This window comes from Methanoculleus sp. (assembly GCF_020696975.1).
GTDB lineage: Archaea > Halobacteriota > Methanomicrobia > Methanomicrobiales > Methanoculleaceae > Methanoculleus.
On record NZ_JAJGBK010000001.1, the window covers coordinates 12,920 to 27,373 of the forward strand.

Below are 14,454 nucleotides of genomic sequence, written 5' to 3' on the forward strand. Positions count from 1 at the left end.
ATGCTGCCGGCCATGACGACGATCACGCTTCGGCCCGACCAGCCGTTCGACCTTGACCGGACGCTCTCCTGCGGGCAGGCCTTCCGCTGGGAGAAGACTGCGGACGGGTGGTGGCAGGGCGTCGTCGACAGGCGAGCCGTCCGAATACGGCAGGAGAGAGACCGGCTCACGTTTGAAGGGGCGAATGAGGGGTTCGTCCGCAACTACTTCCGGCTCGACCAGGACCTTTTGGCCATCCTCGCATCGATCGACCGCGACCCGGCGATCAGCGCCGCGATCAGCGAGTGCTGTGGCCTCCGGCTTGTAGGGCAGCCGGCATGGGAGTGCCTGGTGTCGTACATCTGCGCCACGAACACGAACATCCCGGCGGTGAAACGGCGCATCGCGCTGATGGCAGGGCGTTACGGAAGGCCGATCGACGGCCCCTTCGGCACGGCGTATACGTTCCCGGATCCGGAAACGCTTGCGGGCGTCTCCTCTGCGGATCTCCGGGACTGCAAACTCGGTTACCGGGCGGATTATGCCCGGGAGGCTGCCGTATTCACAAGCGAGAACCCTGATTGGGCAAAGCGGGTCGCCGACCTTCCCTTCGAGGAGGCGCGGCAGGCGTTGATGCAGTTTCGGGGCATCGGGCCGAAGGCGGCAGACTGCGTGCTGCTCTTTGCATTCGGGTTCTTTGAAGCGTTCCCCGTCGACGTCTGGATACACCGGATCGTGGCGGAGACCTACCTCCCCGACCTTGCCGGGAGGAAATGCACACCGGCGGAGTACGAGCGGATCCGGCGATTTAGCCGGGACTATTTTGGGGGATATGCCGGGTACGCGCAGGAGTACCTCTACTGTGCGCGGGGCCCGGCGAGCCGGGCGCAGTGAGGCTCACCTCTTCTTCCGGATGAGCCAGATTGCCGCGAGCAGGCCGAGGATAACGATACCGACGAGGGCAAGGGTCCCGATACCTGCAAGGTGGGTAGGTACTCCGCAGACCGAGATCACGGGCGAAGCGACACCGATAGCGGCCTGTTTCCCGGGAGGCTCGTGCCGCGCCATCGTCGTGTTGTAGGCGTGCGCCCTCGTCTCCGGGGACATGCCCTCCAGGAACTCAGGGCAGACCCTCTCATAATACTCGCCCACAGATGCGTTCTGCGCGAGCATCTGCTCGTATATCCGCACATGCGACTCGTTAAACGAATACTCGATGGCGATCTGCTGGCCCGGGCTCTCTCCCAGGACCGGTCCCGGCACAAGAATGAAAAACGTCCATATGACCAAGAAAAGTAGGTTCTTTCCCTGCATCTTCACGATCCTCCTCTAGCCATGAAACTACCCCAAATTTTTCTCGCTCTTGTCCAAGGATATAGTTGTGAACATCCTAGAATCTCTTGACATAAAGGGCACCTCTTACAAGCATAGTGATTCTGAGGAGGAAATGTGCGGACCAGAAATAGTCGCATACTTCTTACACAATTCTCCTGGTTCCTCGCAAGAAAAGGAAATGAGGTGGCTTTCTTTATGCCACCCATAACAAGTCAGATGTTGTACCATATGTATACTCAGGCGGTTCGTATCCCGCGGGGTATTGAACCATGTGTTGACCACCAGCATAGTAATTACCTGCTTGAGAGACAGTCGTGGTCTTCACTGCTTTCATATTATCAACACTATATCCACCGGCTCCTTGAACATCGATCGTGTGACCCACGGCTCCATCCCACCTATACAGTGTCGATGTAATGCCGATATAAGGCAGTTTATAGTACAACGGCCATCCAACCCAAGTTTCCGATCTAAAGGTGACTGATCGAGACTGGGCTCCTATACCAGACTCGTGATACGTTATGATATCAAACGGAAAACCTCTGGTGCAGCGTCGAGAGTCGCCCAGATCTTTTGGAATGTTTCTGATAATGTGCTGCGACCAGAAACGATTTTTTGTGAAGATTCTCCCACAGTGCTAGGAGTAGGCCATACCCATTTAACGGTATAGAGATGTACTCTTACCTCTTCGGGCATATCAGCCAGAAAGTCAGGCATCACTGCTTCGTAGTACTCCCCCATAGAGATGTCCTGCCCCCATAGTTGATCTGCTACCTCAATCCGGGCCGCATCCGCAGCATAATATTCCATTTGGGAATCTGGACTTCCAACTTCAGATGCTGAGACATGGGGTGTAAACACTATGCTTACTAGCAAGCAGACAAGCAATATGGAAAAGCCCCTAAGGATATGCTTTTTTTTCATTTTATCACATCCACGTCCATTTAGGAGCAGGACCGATCAAAACAACTGATTAATCCCGCCTTTCAGCAGCACGAAAACAACATACACTGAACGCTGTGCTACAGCCAAGCATAGGTATAAAGTATATAATATGTTTTCGTTTGGTATCTAAATACATTCGTTTCTATATAGGTATCACCAGAAGTTCCAACCTATTTGAATTTGCCTTAGAGGCTGGAACGCTCCGAACTGAGCATGAAAACCTTCAATTAACAGATGTCATCGGAGAGAACTACCTATTATGGCCCACAGATATCCGGCGAGAAAGAAAATGTTCACCCATGTAGAGCAATACCCCCAGCAGATTTTACTGATTGATACTCCCTAAATTGGCCTCATAAGGGCTTATTGAGACATCTATGACAGATAATCCGGCTCTGTTGAAACCCTCTTATTGGAAGTCATACCACACACCTTCACCGCTAACTGGGCAAAATCTAGGGGTTATCAGAAGCATTTCAACAGAGCCGATAATCCTCCTGTTTTCAGCAGAAAAACTTCCGGTTGCTCCTAGGAGATCTTCACCTCCCGGCAAAACTGGCGATAAACCTGTTCTCCCGCATCCCAAGCACTTCCTCCGGCGCACCCTCGGCGACCACCTTCCCCTCCTCGATGAGGCAGATGCGATCGGCGAGTTCAAGGGCGTCGCCGAGGTTGTGGGTGACGACGATGCAGGGGATGCCGGCGCTCTTAATCCGGTCGTGGAGCTCTTCCCGCATCGCAGCCTGGGCTCGCATATCAACGGCAGCGAGCGGCTCGTCGAGGAGGAGAAGATCCGGGTCGAGCACCAGCGCCCGGGCGAGGGCCACCCGTTGCCGCTGCCCGCCCGAGAGCCTGCCGACGTTGACGTCCGAAAGATCGGCGAGGTTCATCGCGCGAAGCTGGTTCGCCACGGCGAAGGCGATTTCCGGCCGCGGAACCTTCCGGCACCGGAGCCCGAACGCCACGTTCTCAAAGACGGTCATGTGCGGAAAGAGGGCGTAGGACTGGAAGAGGTGGCCGATCTTCCGGTTCTCGACGGGGACGTCGATCCGCTCCACACCTGAATAAAGCGTCCTCTCCCCGAGCGCGATCTCTCCCGCATCAGGCGTGAGGATGCCGGAGATCAGGTTCAGCACCGTGGACTTGCCCGCCCCGTTCTCCCCGATCAGGACGAGGGTCTCCCCCTTCCGGACCGAGAGCGTGACGTCGAGGGTAAAGTCGCGGAGGTGGCGGACGGCGTGGACGGAGAGCATCAGAAACTCCTCCGGGTCATGATCTTCACTGAAGCGATCACCCCAAACGATATCGCGACGAGGATGATCGCGAGGCTGATTGCGGCAGATAGATCGCCTTGCATCGTTGTATAGATGGCAAGCGGCATCGTCTGTGTCCTCCCCTGGAAATTCCCGGCGAACATGATCGTGGCGCCGAACTCCCCGAGCGCCCGGGCAAACGAGAGTATCGCCCCGGAGACGAGCCCGCCCCACGCAAGCGGGATGGTGACCCGGAGGGCGACGGTCGCCGGGGTTGCCCCGAGCGTCCGTGCCGCATCCTCGTAGAGGCGGTCGACCGCTTCGAAACTCGCCCTCGCCTGCCGGATGTAGAACGGCGAGGCCACAAAGACCTGTGCGAGGATCACCGCGGCCGTGGTGAAAGCGATGTTGATGCCGAGGTGGTCGAGGTGCTGCCCGACCACGCCCCGGCGCCCGAATGCCATGAGGAGCGCAATGCCCGCTACCGCCGGCGGCAGGACGATGGGAAGGTCGGTGAGCGTATCGACGATCGCCCTTCCCGGGTATTCGTGCCGGGCATTCACCAGGGCAAGCGGCGTCCCGAAGACGACGACGATCGCCGTGCTCACCGTCGCGGTGGCTAACGAGAGGGAGAGCGCGTCGAGCACCACCGGTTCGGCGAGCGATTGGAGGAACGCCTCCGGCGATATGCGCAGGAAGAGCGAGGCGACCGGCAGCGTGACGAAGAGGAGGAAGAGGGCGACAAGGGCGGCGACAAGAAGGGTGAGAGCCGCCCTTCCAAACCACGTCCGGTTGCCGGAGAGGGATTCCTCACGTTCAGGCAGGGATCGGGTCGAATCCATACTCTGTCAGGATGGCGCTGCCGTCCGGGCCCCGGACGAATGCTATGAATGACTCTGCCTCAGCCCTGTTCGGCGACTCTGTAAGGATGCCGAGCGGATAGGTGGCCTTGACGTTGTACCCGGCCGGGATCTCGATCCGTGTCACTCTGTCCAGGTCGTCCCTGGAGACGTCCGACTTGTAGACGATCGCTGCATCCGCCTCGCCGAGCGCCAGCTTGGGCACCACCGAGCTCACCGCCGTCTCCTCGGAGATGACGTTCGCCATCACGGCGTCCCGGTATACCGGGCCGTATGCGGGATCGGCGGCCAGTTTCTCGAGCATCTGCCGGGTATAATCACCAAAGGGAACATCCCTGGTGCCGATGACGAGTTTTACGCCCAATCGGTTCAGGTCGGCAAGACCAATGACACCTGCCGGATTATCGACCGGGACGATCAGGGCCAGGTTGTTCTCGAGGAACGGGGTCACGGTGCCGTTGTCCATGAACCCGCCGTCCTGGAGGGCCTTCATGTGCTTTGTACTCGCTGAGACGAAGATATCGGGGTTCGCTCCCTGCTCGATCTGCGTCCGGAGAGCCTGTGAACCGTCGAAGGCAAAGTCGACCTTGACGTTCTCGTTCTCTGCTTCGTAGGCTTTGCCGATATCCGTGAAGGCTCCGGTGAGCGATGCGGCCGTAAAGACGGTCAGGGTTGTCTCTTCGGCGGTATCGCTGGTGGTTGTGCAACCCGCAGCAAGGAGACCGGCGAGGACCAGAAGACTGAGGGCAACAAGAGTTGCCGAGGATGATGTTTTCATAAAGACACCTTTCTCGTAAGGTGATTGCGGCTCAATATATTTAATTTAGTTGATTTTAAGCACAAATAAATGATATTTGATTTACACGCCGGAAGAGTATAAAAGTGTACGCAATATTCCTTGTAGGTCTGTCGCCCAAACAGGGGTGGGATCGGAGTATCAGCCGGATGGGCGATACAGCACGCAAGCAGGCCACCGGTTGCCGGAGCAGATGAAAAAAAAGGTTTGAGAGAGATTCTAACGCCGGTGCGGCCCAAAATAAGAAGGAACCCCACCCCGCACGCCCCGGCGCAGGGGTGCTGCACAGCCGGTAGGCCGTATCCGGGAGGATATGCTGGCAAAGGCGCCTTTACCCGGCCCGTGGCAGTCACATGCAGACAGAATGGCGTTCGATCCGATCAGGTGCGCCGCCGCTTCATTTCGTCCAGAAGCTCGCGGCGGACTCCTTCGATGCGCTCGTTCACCATCCGAACGAGGGGCTCGTTCTCGTAGATATCGTATGATGGGGTCTCCCGGGATCGAGTTTCTTCGAGCGTTTTGACCTTCGTCAGCTCCCCGATGACAGATTGGGCCATATTCGAGTACTCGCCGCTGTCAACCTTCTCCTTCAGCCACCGATACAGGTGGCCTGGCAGCCGCACGCCCACCTGCTTGCCTGAGACATTATCGGAGGACTCCATCTTCCTATTCAGGTACCCGGCAGAGCAATTATATTATACTGATTTTATTCATCATACCAGATACCGTAAGATACCCATAGGTATCATTAAACAATCAGGCTTCCCATAGAGATGTATGAGACAGAGAGGGCCGGTCGGCCTATCCCTGCTGGAAAGCTTCCAGCAAGCGCGAAAGAGCGCAATCCCAAAGAACGGAGGGACTGATGCGTGCGTTCACTAGGCAGAATCCGAAAGGCAATTTGCCCGCCTGACAACGTCAGAGAGGACGCACGCGCCCCCTGCCCCTCCGGGGAGTGCCGGCACCACAACGAGGATGCCGTCACCGGCAGCCCGGAGGCGCATGCCATCCACCGAAGGCTTGAGTGCGGCGGCCAGTTCGAGGACCGGGGACTGCCATGTCCCCGGTGCGGATCCCCGGGAGAACTTCTTGGAGATGTCAATGTCCCCGATCACGGTACGTACGCACAGTACCGATGCTGCGGGTGCGGCCACGGATTTATGGCACGATTGAATAGCAGTGAAGACACCCATCAGGCCTGACGACGTATCGCCCCGGGCCCGTCCACCTTATTTACGCCGGATCTTCTGCCGGGGCTCTCGCAACTACAAAAAGGAGGGGATGAGTTACGTCCCGATCGTCCAGCTGGCCATGTAGTTCTCCTGCTCGGGGGTCAGCCGGTCGATCGAGATGCCGAGTGCGGCGAGTTTCAGCCGTGCGATCCCCTCGTCGATGACGGACGGGACATCGTGCACGCCGGGAGCAAGTTCGCCACCATGCTTTGCGATGAACTCTGCGGAGAGTGCCTGGACTGCGAAACTCAGGTCCATCACCTCGACAGGGTGGCCCATCCCCTTCGGTGTTGCAAGATTCACGAGCCTGCCTTCGGCGAGGACATGGATGGCCTTCCCGCCGAGCATGTAGGTATCGATGCCGTCCCGGCGGACAGTGGCGTCCGCGTGCGATTCAAGCCAGTCGACATCGATCTCGACGTTGAAGTGACCGGCGTTCGCGAGGATCGCCCCGTCCTTCAGGTTCGGGAAGTGCTGCCCGGTGATGATGCTCGTATTGCCGGTGGTGGTGACGAAGAGATCGCCAAGAGGTGCCGCGTCATCCATCGTCATGACATCGAACCCGTCCATATGCGCCTGGAGCGCCCTTCTGGGGTCGACCTCGGTCACGATGACCCGGGCACCGAGACTCCTGGCCTTCTGCGCGAGCCCCCGGCCGCAGTAGCCGTAGCCGGCAACGACGAAGCGCTTGCCGGCAATGAGGACGTTCGTGGTGATCATGATCGACGCAAGCGAACTCTCCCCGGTGCCGTGGACATTGTCGAAGAAGTGCTTCATCGGGGTATCGTTGACGGCGATGACCGGGAATTTGAGCGCCCCGTCCCGTGCCATGGCGCGGAGCCGGTGGATCCCGGTCGTGGTCTCCTCGCATCCGCCGATGACCGCATCAAGCACCTCCTGGCGCTCGGTGTGGATGCGGTAGATGAGGTCCATGCCGTCGTCGATGGTGATCGCGGGGCGGGCATCGAGCACCCGGTCGATGGCCGCGTAGTACTCCTCGACGCTTGCACCCCGGCGGGCATAAGAGTGAACCCCTTCCCGGGTGTCGAGCGCCATCGAGACGTCGTCCTGGGTCGAGAGGGGGTTGCACCCCGTGATATGCACCTCAGCGCCGCCTGCCGCGAGCGTCTCGACCAGCACCGCAGTCTTTGCCTCGACATGAAGGGCCATGCCGATGGTCATGCCTGCAAACGGCTTCTCTTCGATAAACCGCTTCCGAATGGACGAGAGTACCGGCATGTACTGCCGCGCCCACGCAATCTTTAGATCTCCAGACTCCATAAAAATCACCAGACCGGTTTCCTGCCCGGATAACTCTCCGGTTTGCCTGTAAAGGTAACCTTTGTGATTACTTAAATATAAGGGGAATGTGCAGTTGTGCGAGGTGTGATTGGTCGCAGGGTGCGACGTTCCAACAAAACGGAGCAAGAGCATCGAAGGTGCGGGTCCGGAGTTTGAGCACCGGGAGGCTGCACCCCAGACACCCATAAACCCTCACAGAAACTGATGAACTCTCATAACCAAACCCTCATCACCTCCCGCTTCAAACCCACTACGCATGGTTCTGACCAAGCGGATCATCCCCTGCCTGGACCTCAAGGACGGGCGGGTCGTCAAGGGAACGCACTTCGTCGGCCTGCGCGACGCGGGCGACCCCGTGGAGCTCGCCCAGCGTTACAACGAGCAGGGTGCGGATGAGGTGGTCTTCCTTGATATCACCGCCACCAGAGAGGACCGGGGCACGATCATCGACGTCGTGCAGCGGGCGGCCGACCAGCTCTTCCTCCCGCTCACCGTCGGCGGCGGCATCCGGACGATTGATGACATGAAGCAGATCCTCCGGGCGGGCGCGGACAAGGTGAGCATCAACTCAAGCGCCGTAAAGGACCCCGGACTGATCTCGCGAGGGGCGGAGCGGTTCGGCACCCAGTGCATCGTCGTCGCCGTCGATGTCCGGCGAAACTACGAGCTGGGGGCGGGAAGGACACCCATCACCCTCGCCGACGGACGGGAGTGCTGGTACGAGGTCGTTACCCACGGCGGGAGCAGGGCCACGGGGATTGATGCCGTCGCCTGGGCGGCGGAGGCCGAGGAGCGCGGTGCCGGCGAGATCCTGCTCACCAGCATGGAGACCGACGGGACAAAAGAGGGGTTCGATATCCCGATCACGAGGGCGGTCTCGGAAACTGTCGGAATCCCGGTGGTCGCGAGCGGCGGCGTGGGGACGCTCGAACACTTCTATGCCGGGTTCGCAGAAGGGAAGGCCGACGCCTGCCTCGCGGCAAGCGTCTTCCACTACGGGGAGTTCACCGTCCGCCAGGTCAAGGAGTACCTGGCGGGACGGGGTATCCCGGTACGGCTGTAAGGTCGAGCGCGAGCGCCGCGACCGGGTGTTCGAGGTCGAAGGCGGTCAGGACGGCCGGGTGGATCTCGCCAAAGACCCCCACTTTTCTTCCATCGACGATGATATCACCGCGGCGGCCGTCGAGGAACGCGGGATCGGTCGATTCGGCGACCTCATAGGTTAGCGAGAGTTCGCGGCAGAGGACGTCAGCCGCCGCATACGCTTCGGAGAAGTCTGCAGCCGGGTGGATACTGACCGCAGCGGCCATCTGGGAGGTGACGCAATTCTCGACCACGTCACCCACGGCAAAGAGCCGTTGCGGGAGCTCACGATGTTTGTTCGCAAGAAGCATCTCCATGAGGAGAGGGAGGAGGTCGGTCCGGACCACCGTCTGCTCCTCGCTGATCGGGTGGAGCAGCCGCAACGTCCCCGGGGTGGGCTCCCGTTGCATGTTTGCATACAGCACCCGGTCGTTTGAGAGGGTGAACGGCATCATCTCGAGGTACCCAAGACCCGTCATCACCGATCGGACCCCCCTGGCGATTGTGGTGATCGGGTGCTCCCAAGCGACGGTCGAGGTCGCCGGGAGAGCTGCATCAAAGTTCTCGAAGCCGTAGGCGATCGCCACGTCCTCAAAGATGTCCCAGTCATGGAGGATGTCCGAGCGGTAGCAGGGGACGAGGACCCTGACCCTTGAGTCTCCGTCGGGCTCGGCCCCGAACCGCATCCGGCGAAGGTGCCGCGCCATCTCCTCTCCCGTAAGGGAAAGGCCGAGGAGGGAGGCGCACTCCTCGACCGAGACGACCCGCTCTACCGGCGCAAGCGCGGGCATCTCTTCTCCGTCGACGGTGACCGCTTCAATCGTCGCCCCGGCCTCGGCAAGCGCCGTGCAGATGATGTTCACCGCCGTCATCACCGCTTTTCTGTCGGTGCCGGTGCAGTCGAGCAGGATGTTCTTTGTCCCTGTCGTCACCCGTGTCAGTTCTCCGTTGATGATCGGCGGGAAGGAGAGCACCCGGTCTTCGGCATCGACGATCAGCGGGAACTTATCGAAGTTCTCCACCAGGTGGGCGTAGTCCCGGCCCTTCGGGTGCTCGGTGAGGATCTCCTCCATCGTCATCTCCCGCTCAAAGTCCAGCGGGACGAACGAGCGATCCCGGGGCGAGGCGATGTAGCGGAAGGGCGGCGTCACCGTGTCGAGGTCGTGGACGCCGATCGCCACCTTGCCCCGCCCGCGCCCGACCGCCCAGTGGAGGGACTCCTGGAGGCTCATCAGGCTCTCGATCGACTCCTCGTCGAGGTTGACGTTCCGGATCACGGCTGAGCCCAGGCACGGCCGGATATCGGCAAGGCCCGGGTCGACCGAGAAGGTGATACCGGAAGGGCGGACGGTGTAGACCGGGAGGCCTTCCTCGATCCCGAGGAACCCGCGCATCGCCCGGGCAACCCCCTCGGGAGAGTAGAGATCCGGCCGGTCCGGGAAGAACTCGACGTCCACGTGGTCCTCCTCGATCCGCTCGATGTCGGCCCCGATCATCGGGACGCGGTCGATGATCGTCTGCCGGTCGGTCCCGGTCAGCCGTTCCAGGTACCGGTAGGGTAACGTTATTACTGCCATCTCACCGCCTCCCGCCGTATGTGGGCGTCTCACGGATCCACTCGACGTCGCTTCTGTAGAGCTGCCGGAGATCCCGCAGGCCAAGTCTAAGCATCGCCACCCGGCTGATCCCGAGCCCCCATGCAAGGACCGGGTGCTCGATCCCGAAGGGTGCAGTCACCTCCTGCCGGAAGATGCCCGCTCCTCCAAGTTCGACCCAGCCGAGCCCGTCGACGTAGACCTCCGGCTCCACGGAGGGCTCGGTGTAGGGGAAGTAGCCGGGGCGGAACCGGACCTTCTCAAATCCCATCTTGGCGTAGAACTCCTTTAAGAACCCGAGGAGGTTACGGAAGTTCACTCCCTCGTCCATGACGATCCCCTCGAGCTGCTCGAACTCCGCAAGGTGGGTGGGGTCGATCGCCTCCCGCCGGTAGACCCGGCCGATGCAGAACGCCTTCACCGGGGGGTTCGGGTGCGTGGCAAGATGCTGGATGGAGAGGCCCGTCGTGTGGGTCCGGAGCACGCATTGCTCCGCCTTTGCAGCGCTCCAGGTGCCTCCCCATCCGGTGGAAGAGGTCTCGCCGCCGTGCTCGTGCATATCGCGGACCCGCTCGTAGCCCGCCGGGAGCGGCCAGCGCTCGCCGAGGAAGAAGGTATCCTGCATCTCCCGTGCCGGATGATCCTGGGGCTGGAAGAGGGCGTCGAAGTTCCAGAACGAGCTCTGCACGATCCCGCCCGCCATCTCCTCAAAGCCCATATCGAAGAGGACACAGCGCATCTCGTCAATAAGGCGCTGGTAGGGGTGGACCTTCCCGGGATAGGCGCGCCTCGGCAGTTTCGTAACGTCGTAACGCCTGAGCGGGAGGTCCTTCCACTCGCCCGAGAGGATCTGCTCGCGGGTGAGCGTCCCGACCTCTTCCCGGAGGTCGAGGCCCCGGCTGAGAAGCTCGCGGCCGCGGGGTGTGATCGAGACGGTGTGGGCGACGGTCTCCTCCTCCTCGACGAGTCCGCGCTTCACGAGATCGGCAACCCCTTCGCCGTCCGGGATCTCGCCGCGCTCGGCGAGCCGGGCGAACGCGGCCTCGTCGGGTCCCGGGGCGGTCTTACCGGTCTTTGTCACGACCCCGTCCCGGAGGGTGATCCATCCCTTTTTGCGCATCCAGCCGATGGCAATCTTTGCAAGCGGATGGGCCTGGAGATCTCGCATCGGGATCGTCTCCTCGAAACTCTCGAGCACCTGCCGCTCGGGAAGGCCCTTTCCGATGTAGGCCCGCCCTTCCTCAGTCGGGACGTACCGCCGGGAGACGTGCTTATCCACGTCAACAAGCCCACGCTCGCTCGCGAGGTTTGCGTACTGCACCACCGCTTCCCGGCGGGTCTCCATCTTCTCCGCAAGGACGACCGCGTCGGCCGTTCCGGCCGATCCTAACGCGACCAGGAGTCTCTTCTCGTTCAGTGTCAGTTCCACCGTCACACTTCCTCTGCAAGATGCTCGACTGAATCCATTTTGTCCCGTAATTCCTTAAGAAACGCCTGCACGCGCTCCAGCGTCTCCTTCTTGCACTGCCCGCAGGTGAGTTCGCCGCTCTCGCACCGGCGCCGGAGGTCGGCAAGCTCCACATCATCCTCGAGCATGTGGAAGAGGTTTAAGAGATAGACCGAGCATGCGTCGGGCTCGCCCCCAAGACGCTTCTGCTCCTCAAGCGTCATCCGTCCGCCGGTCAGCGCCGCCATGACCTTCTTCTTGATCGATTTGTCGGACTCATAAAACCCGAACGAACTCTCGGGCACGCTGCTCGACATCTTCCCGCCCTGGAGGCCCGGCATGAAGATATGGTAGGTCGACGAAGGGAGGTAGAACCCGAACCCTCCGTGAGCGATCTCGATCTCCCGGACGGCATCCTCGACCTGGCTCACCGCGAGACCCCTGACATCGACGTGGCCCGCATACTTCTTTGAGCCGGGGAATGCGCAGTGCACGGCCGCGAGAGTCTCTTCAGGAGCGTTCTTCGACCGGACGCTGACATGGTCCCCGCGGTCCTCGACCGTGAACATCCTGAGCTTATAGGCCACGTCCCGGGTGAGCCGGATGTGCGGGTCCTGGTCGAGGCCGACCGGGACAATGGTGGGAGCGGGGCCGGCATCGAGTTGCGGGAAGAGGATGTCGGCGACCTGCGTGATGACGCTGATGGGATGGGAGAGCGAGGTCTCGGGCCCGAACCCGTATATCGCCGTCATCTCCGAGAAGTTCACCTTCGTGGACGCCTCGAACGCGAGATCTTTCAAGCGCTCGTTCTTGCTCTGGTAGTAGGTCGTGCCGCTAAACCCGAGGGCATAGAGAGCCTTGAGATACTCCTTCCCGTACTCGCGGCACTTCTCCCACGAGATGCCGCGGACCGCGTGCGCCTCCCGGTCGGCGACGGCCACGTAGCCGTTTCCGCCCTGCTGAACGTGCCAGACGACCTCTTTCATGACCATCAGGTGCCCGAGGTGCGGGAGGCCTGACGGCATGAACCCGGTCAGCACGTGAAACGGTGTGCGGTTCCGGATGGCGTCGGCGACCAGGCTGTAGTCCCGGTGCCCGACGACGATACCTCTACGCATAAACGGCGGTACCTCGGGAAGCCTTCGCGCGACCTCACCGATCGGCTCGATGCCGAACTCGGCAAAGAGTCGATCCACATCGACGGTCTGATTACTCGACCAGGGGTTCATTCCGGACTGCATGGACTGACGCTCACAGTTTGATTCGGGCAAATTCGACGTACCTGATATCGGTATTGTATATGCAGGCAAACAACATCTTCTTTTTGACGCTGTGAGCAAGCCTGACCGAGCGGGAGACGGCACTCATCGGGGTGGACGTTCCGGATGGGACGGCGTGGACGAGCATCTCGGAGTGGCTCTTTTTCCCGGAGTAGACCCGGAAATGGTGGCCGAACTTGTAGCCGGTCCGCGGGATGTAGCCTTTCTGGCGCAGATCCGAGAAGACCCGTTCTTTCTCCCGGATCTCAACGTCCTTCTCCGCCACCGCATCAAGGAACTGTTCTGCGGTCATCGGCTCGCCGTCCTGCGTGATGAAGAGGCACTCCCGGCGCATGAGAAAGATAGACTCGACCGGGCGGAGGAGCAGCCGCTGGGGGTCAAGCCGCTTCCCGTACCAGTCCTCTTCGAGCGGGGTTCCCGGCGGCAGATGGGCGAGCGCGTAGGTTCCGAAGAGGGAGGACTGCACCGGCGTCATGCACCCGGCAGGCTCCCCGACGGCGGGGAGGTCCTGCACCCGCACCTCGTAGTAGGTCAGTTCATCCTCGTCGTCGACGACGGCGAGGAGGTACTGTTTGCGCATATTGACCGCAGTGAGGACGTCCTGGCTCAGCCGGTCGAAGTCGATGAGGTCTCGCTCAGAGAGGACCCTGATCAGGTACTGGGACTTTCCAACCCCGGGCTTGTGGCCGCGACGGAAGACACGGAAGTCCTGCGGACCGGGCTGAACAACGTATCCCCGCTCACGGATGTCGCGGTAGACGAGATACCTGCGGATAAAGTTCGGCCGGCTGGCAAAGAGACCGAGCAGGGTGTCAAAACTGAAGTCCTTCACGTCGATCTTGCTCCTTTCCATGAGGTAGAGCGCCTCTTCGGGGGAGAGCCGGAGACCGGCCCCCTCCAGCCTCCCGTAGCCGCCCTGCTCGTAGAGCGTGCGCCCCTCGCTTTTCAGGCGCACCCAGGTTCCGTCGAATATCGCCAACACGTGGTAGAGCTATAGGGGGTTCACGTTCATTAAGGGATTGCCGGCGCGCCGGTGGAAAACCACCATGTTTTTTGCAGGTTGGACCGCATCAGTAATCGATTCCATGATGGGAATACTTCGAGAGATCTGGCAATTCAAAACAGTCACGGCGGTACTGCTCATCGCAGTTCTGCTGTCGATGGGGATGGCCTCTGCAGCCGAGGCCGCCCCAACGGTCGCCTGGAACACGACATTCTCGCCGGAGAACAACAGCAAGTTCGATGCTGTTGCACCGACCGCGGACGGTGGGTACATCGCTCTCGGCTCTGCTGTCACGAAGCCTTACGGCGGCAGGCAAGACCTGCTGCTCATGAAAACCGACGGCC

General features: G+C 60.6%; 14 protein-coding genes and 1 pseudogene. 3 read left to right on the forward strand and 12 right to left on the reverse strand.

Annotated elements, in window-relative coordinates; translation table 11 throughout:
• Entirely contained in the window at positions 1-873 is an 873-nt protein-coding gene (locus tag QZ650_RS00080) for a DNA glycosylase (RefSeq protein WP_366830302.1), read from the forward strand.
• Positions 874-876: 3 nt separating this feature from the next.
• Here QZ650_RS00080 and QZ650_RS00085 read toward each other — a convergent pair whose 3' ends face one another.
• The 8 genes from QZ650_RS00085 to QZ650_RS00120 all read right to left on the reverse strand — a co-directional run bounded on the left by QZ650_RS00085 (position 877) and on the right by QZ650_RS00120 (position 7,681).
• The gene (locus QZ650_RS00085; RefSeq protein ID WP_292520056.1) at positions 877-1,299 is read right to left on the reverse strand and encodes a hypothetical protein; all 423 of its coding nucleotides are present in this window, start codon (positions 1,297-1,299) and stop codon (positions 877-879) included.
• Positions 1,300-1,833: 534 nt separating this feature from the next.
• Positions 1,834-2,238, reverse strand: a complete 405-nt coding sequence (locus QZ650_RS00090; protein ID WP_292520058.1) for a hypothetical protein — start codon at positions 2,236-2,238, stop codon at positions 1,834-1,836.
• A 560-nt stretch (positions 2,239-2,798) separates the two neighbouring features.
• Positions 2,799-3,512: an ABC transporter ATP-binding protein gene (locus tag QZ650_RS00095; protein ID WP_292520060.1), complete on the reverse strand. Its 714-nt coding sequence runs from the start codon at positions 3,510-3,512 to the stop codon at positions 2,799-2,801.
• Entirely contained in the window at positions 3,512-4,354 is an 843-nt protein-coding gene (locus QZ650_RS00100; RefSeq protein WP_292520062.1) for an ABC transporter permease, read from the reverse strand. Before QZ650_RS00100 ends, QZ650_RS00095 begins: the two co-directional genes overlap by 1 nt.
• A complete protein-coding gene (gene modA / locus QZ650_RS00105; RefSeq protein WP_292520064.1) occupies positions 4,329-5,150 on the reverse strand; it encodes a molybdate ABC transporter substrate-binding protein in 822 nt (273 codons plus the stop codon). Before modA ends, QZ650_RS00100 begins: the two co-directional genes overlap by 26 nt.
• Positions 5,151-5,548: 398 nt before the next feature.
• Positions 5,549-5,791, reverse strand: a complete 243-nt coding sequence (locus tag QZ650_RS00110; RefSeq protein WP_292520066.1) for a hypothetical protein — start codon at positions 5,789-5,791, stop codon at positions 5,549-5,551.
• A 255-nt stretch (positions 5,792-6,046) separates the two neighbouring features.
• On the reverse strand, positions 6,047-6,283 hold the full coding sequence (locus QZ650_RS00115) for a hypothetical protein (RefSeq protein WP_292520068.1): 237 nt from the start codon (positions 6,281-6,283) through the stop codon (positions 6,047-6,049).
• 171 nt (positions 6,284-6,454) lie between these two features.
• Positions 6,455-7,681 carry an adenosylhomocysteinase gene (locus QZ650_RS00120; RefSeq protein WP_292520070.1) on the reverse strand — a complete coding sequence of 409 codons (1,227 nt, stop codon included), beginning with the start codon at positions 7,679-7,681 and terminating at the stop codon, positions 6,455-6,457.
• Between the two features lie 277 nt (positions 7,682-7,958).
• Between QZ650_RS00120 and hisF the strand changes: the two genes are divergently transcribed.
• Positions 7,959-8,765, forward strand: a complete 807-nt coding sequence (hisF, locus tag QZ650_RS00125; RefSeq protein ID WP_292520072.1) for an imidazole glycerol phosphate synthase subunit HisF — start codon at positions 7,959-7,961, stop codon at positions 8,763-8,765.
• Here the strand turns inward: hisF and pheT are convergent.
• The 4 genes from pheT to endA are packed head-to-tail and all read right to left on the reverse strand — an operon-like array spanning position 8,722 to position 14,089.
• Positions 8,722-10,362 (reverse strand): phenylalanine--tRNA ligase subunit beta, encoded by a 1,641-nt coding sequence (gene pheT / locus QZ650_RS00130; protein WP_292520073.1) that lies wholly within the window; start codon positions 10,360-10,362, stop codon positions 8,722-8,724. The genes hisF and pheT overlap by 44 nt on opposite strands.
• A gap of 1 nt (position 10,363) precedes the next feature.
• On the reverse strand, positions 10,364-11,809 hold the full coding sequence (locus QZ650_RS00135) for a phenylalanine--tRNA ligase subunit alpha (protein WP_292520075.1): 1,446 nt from the start codon (positions 11,807-11,809) through the stop codon (positions 10,364-10,366).
• Between the two features lie 2 nt (positions 11,810-11,811).
• Positions 11,812-13,068: a tryptophan--tRNA ligase gene (locus QZ650_RS00140; protein WP_292520077.1), complete on the reverse strand. Its 1,257-nt coding sequence runs from the start codon at positions 13,066-13,068 to the stop codon at positions 11,812-11,814.
• Between the two features lie 10 nt (positions 13,069-13,078).
• Positions 13,079-14,089 (reverse strand): tRNA-intron lyase, encoded by a 1,011-nt coding sequence (gene endA, locus QZ650_RS00145; protein ID WP_292520079.1) that lies wholly within the window; start codon positions 14,087-14,089, stop codon positions 13,079-13,081.
• Between the two features lie 103 nt (positions 14,090-14,192).
• On the opposite strand from endA, the pseudogene QZ650_RS00150 reads away from it, so the two are divergent.
• Positions 14,193-14,454: pseudogene (locus tag QZ650_RS00150) on the forward strand (hypothetical protein); the annotation flags it as partial.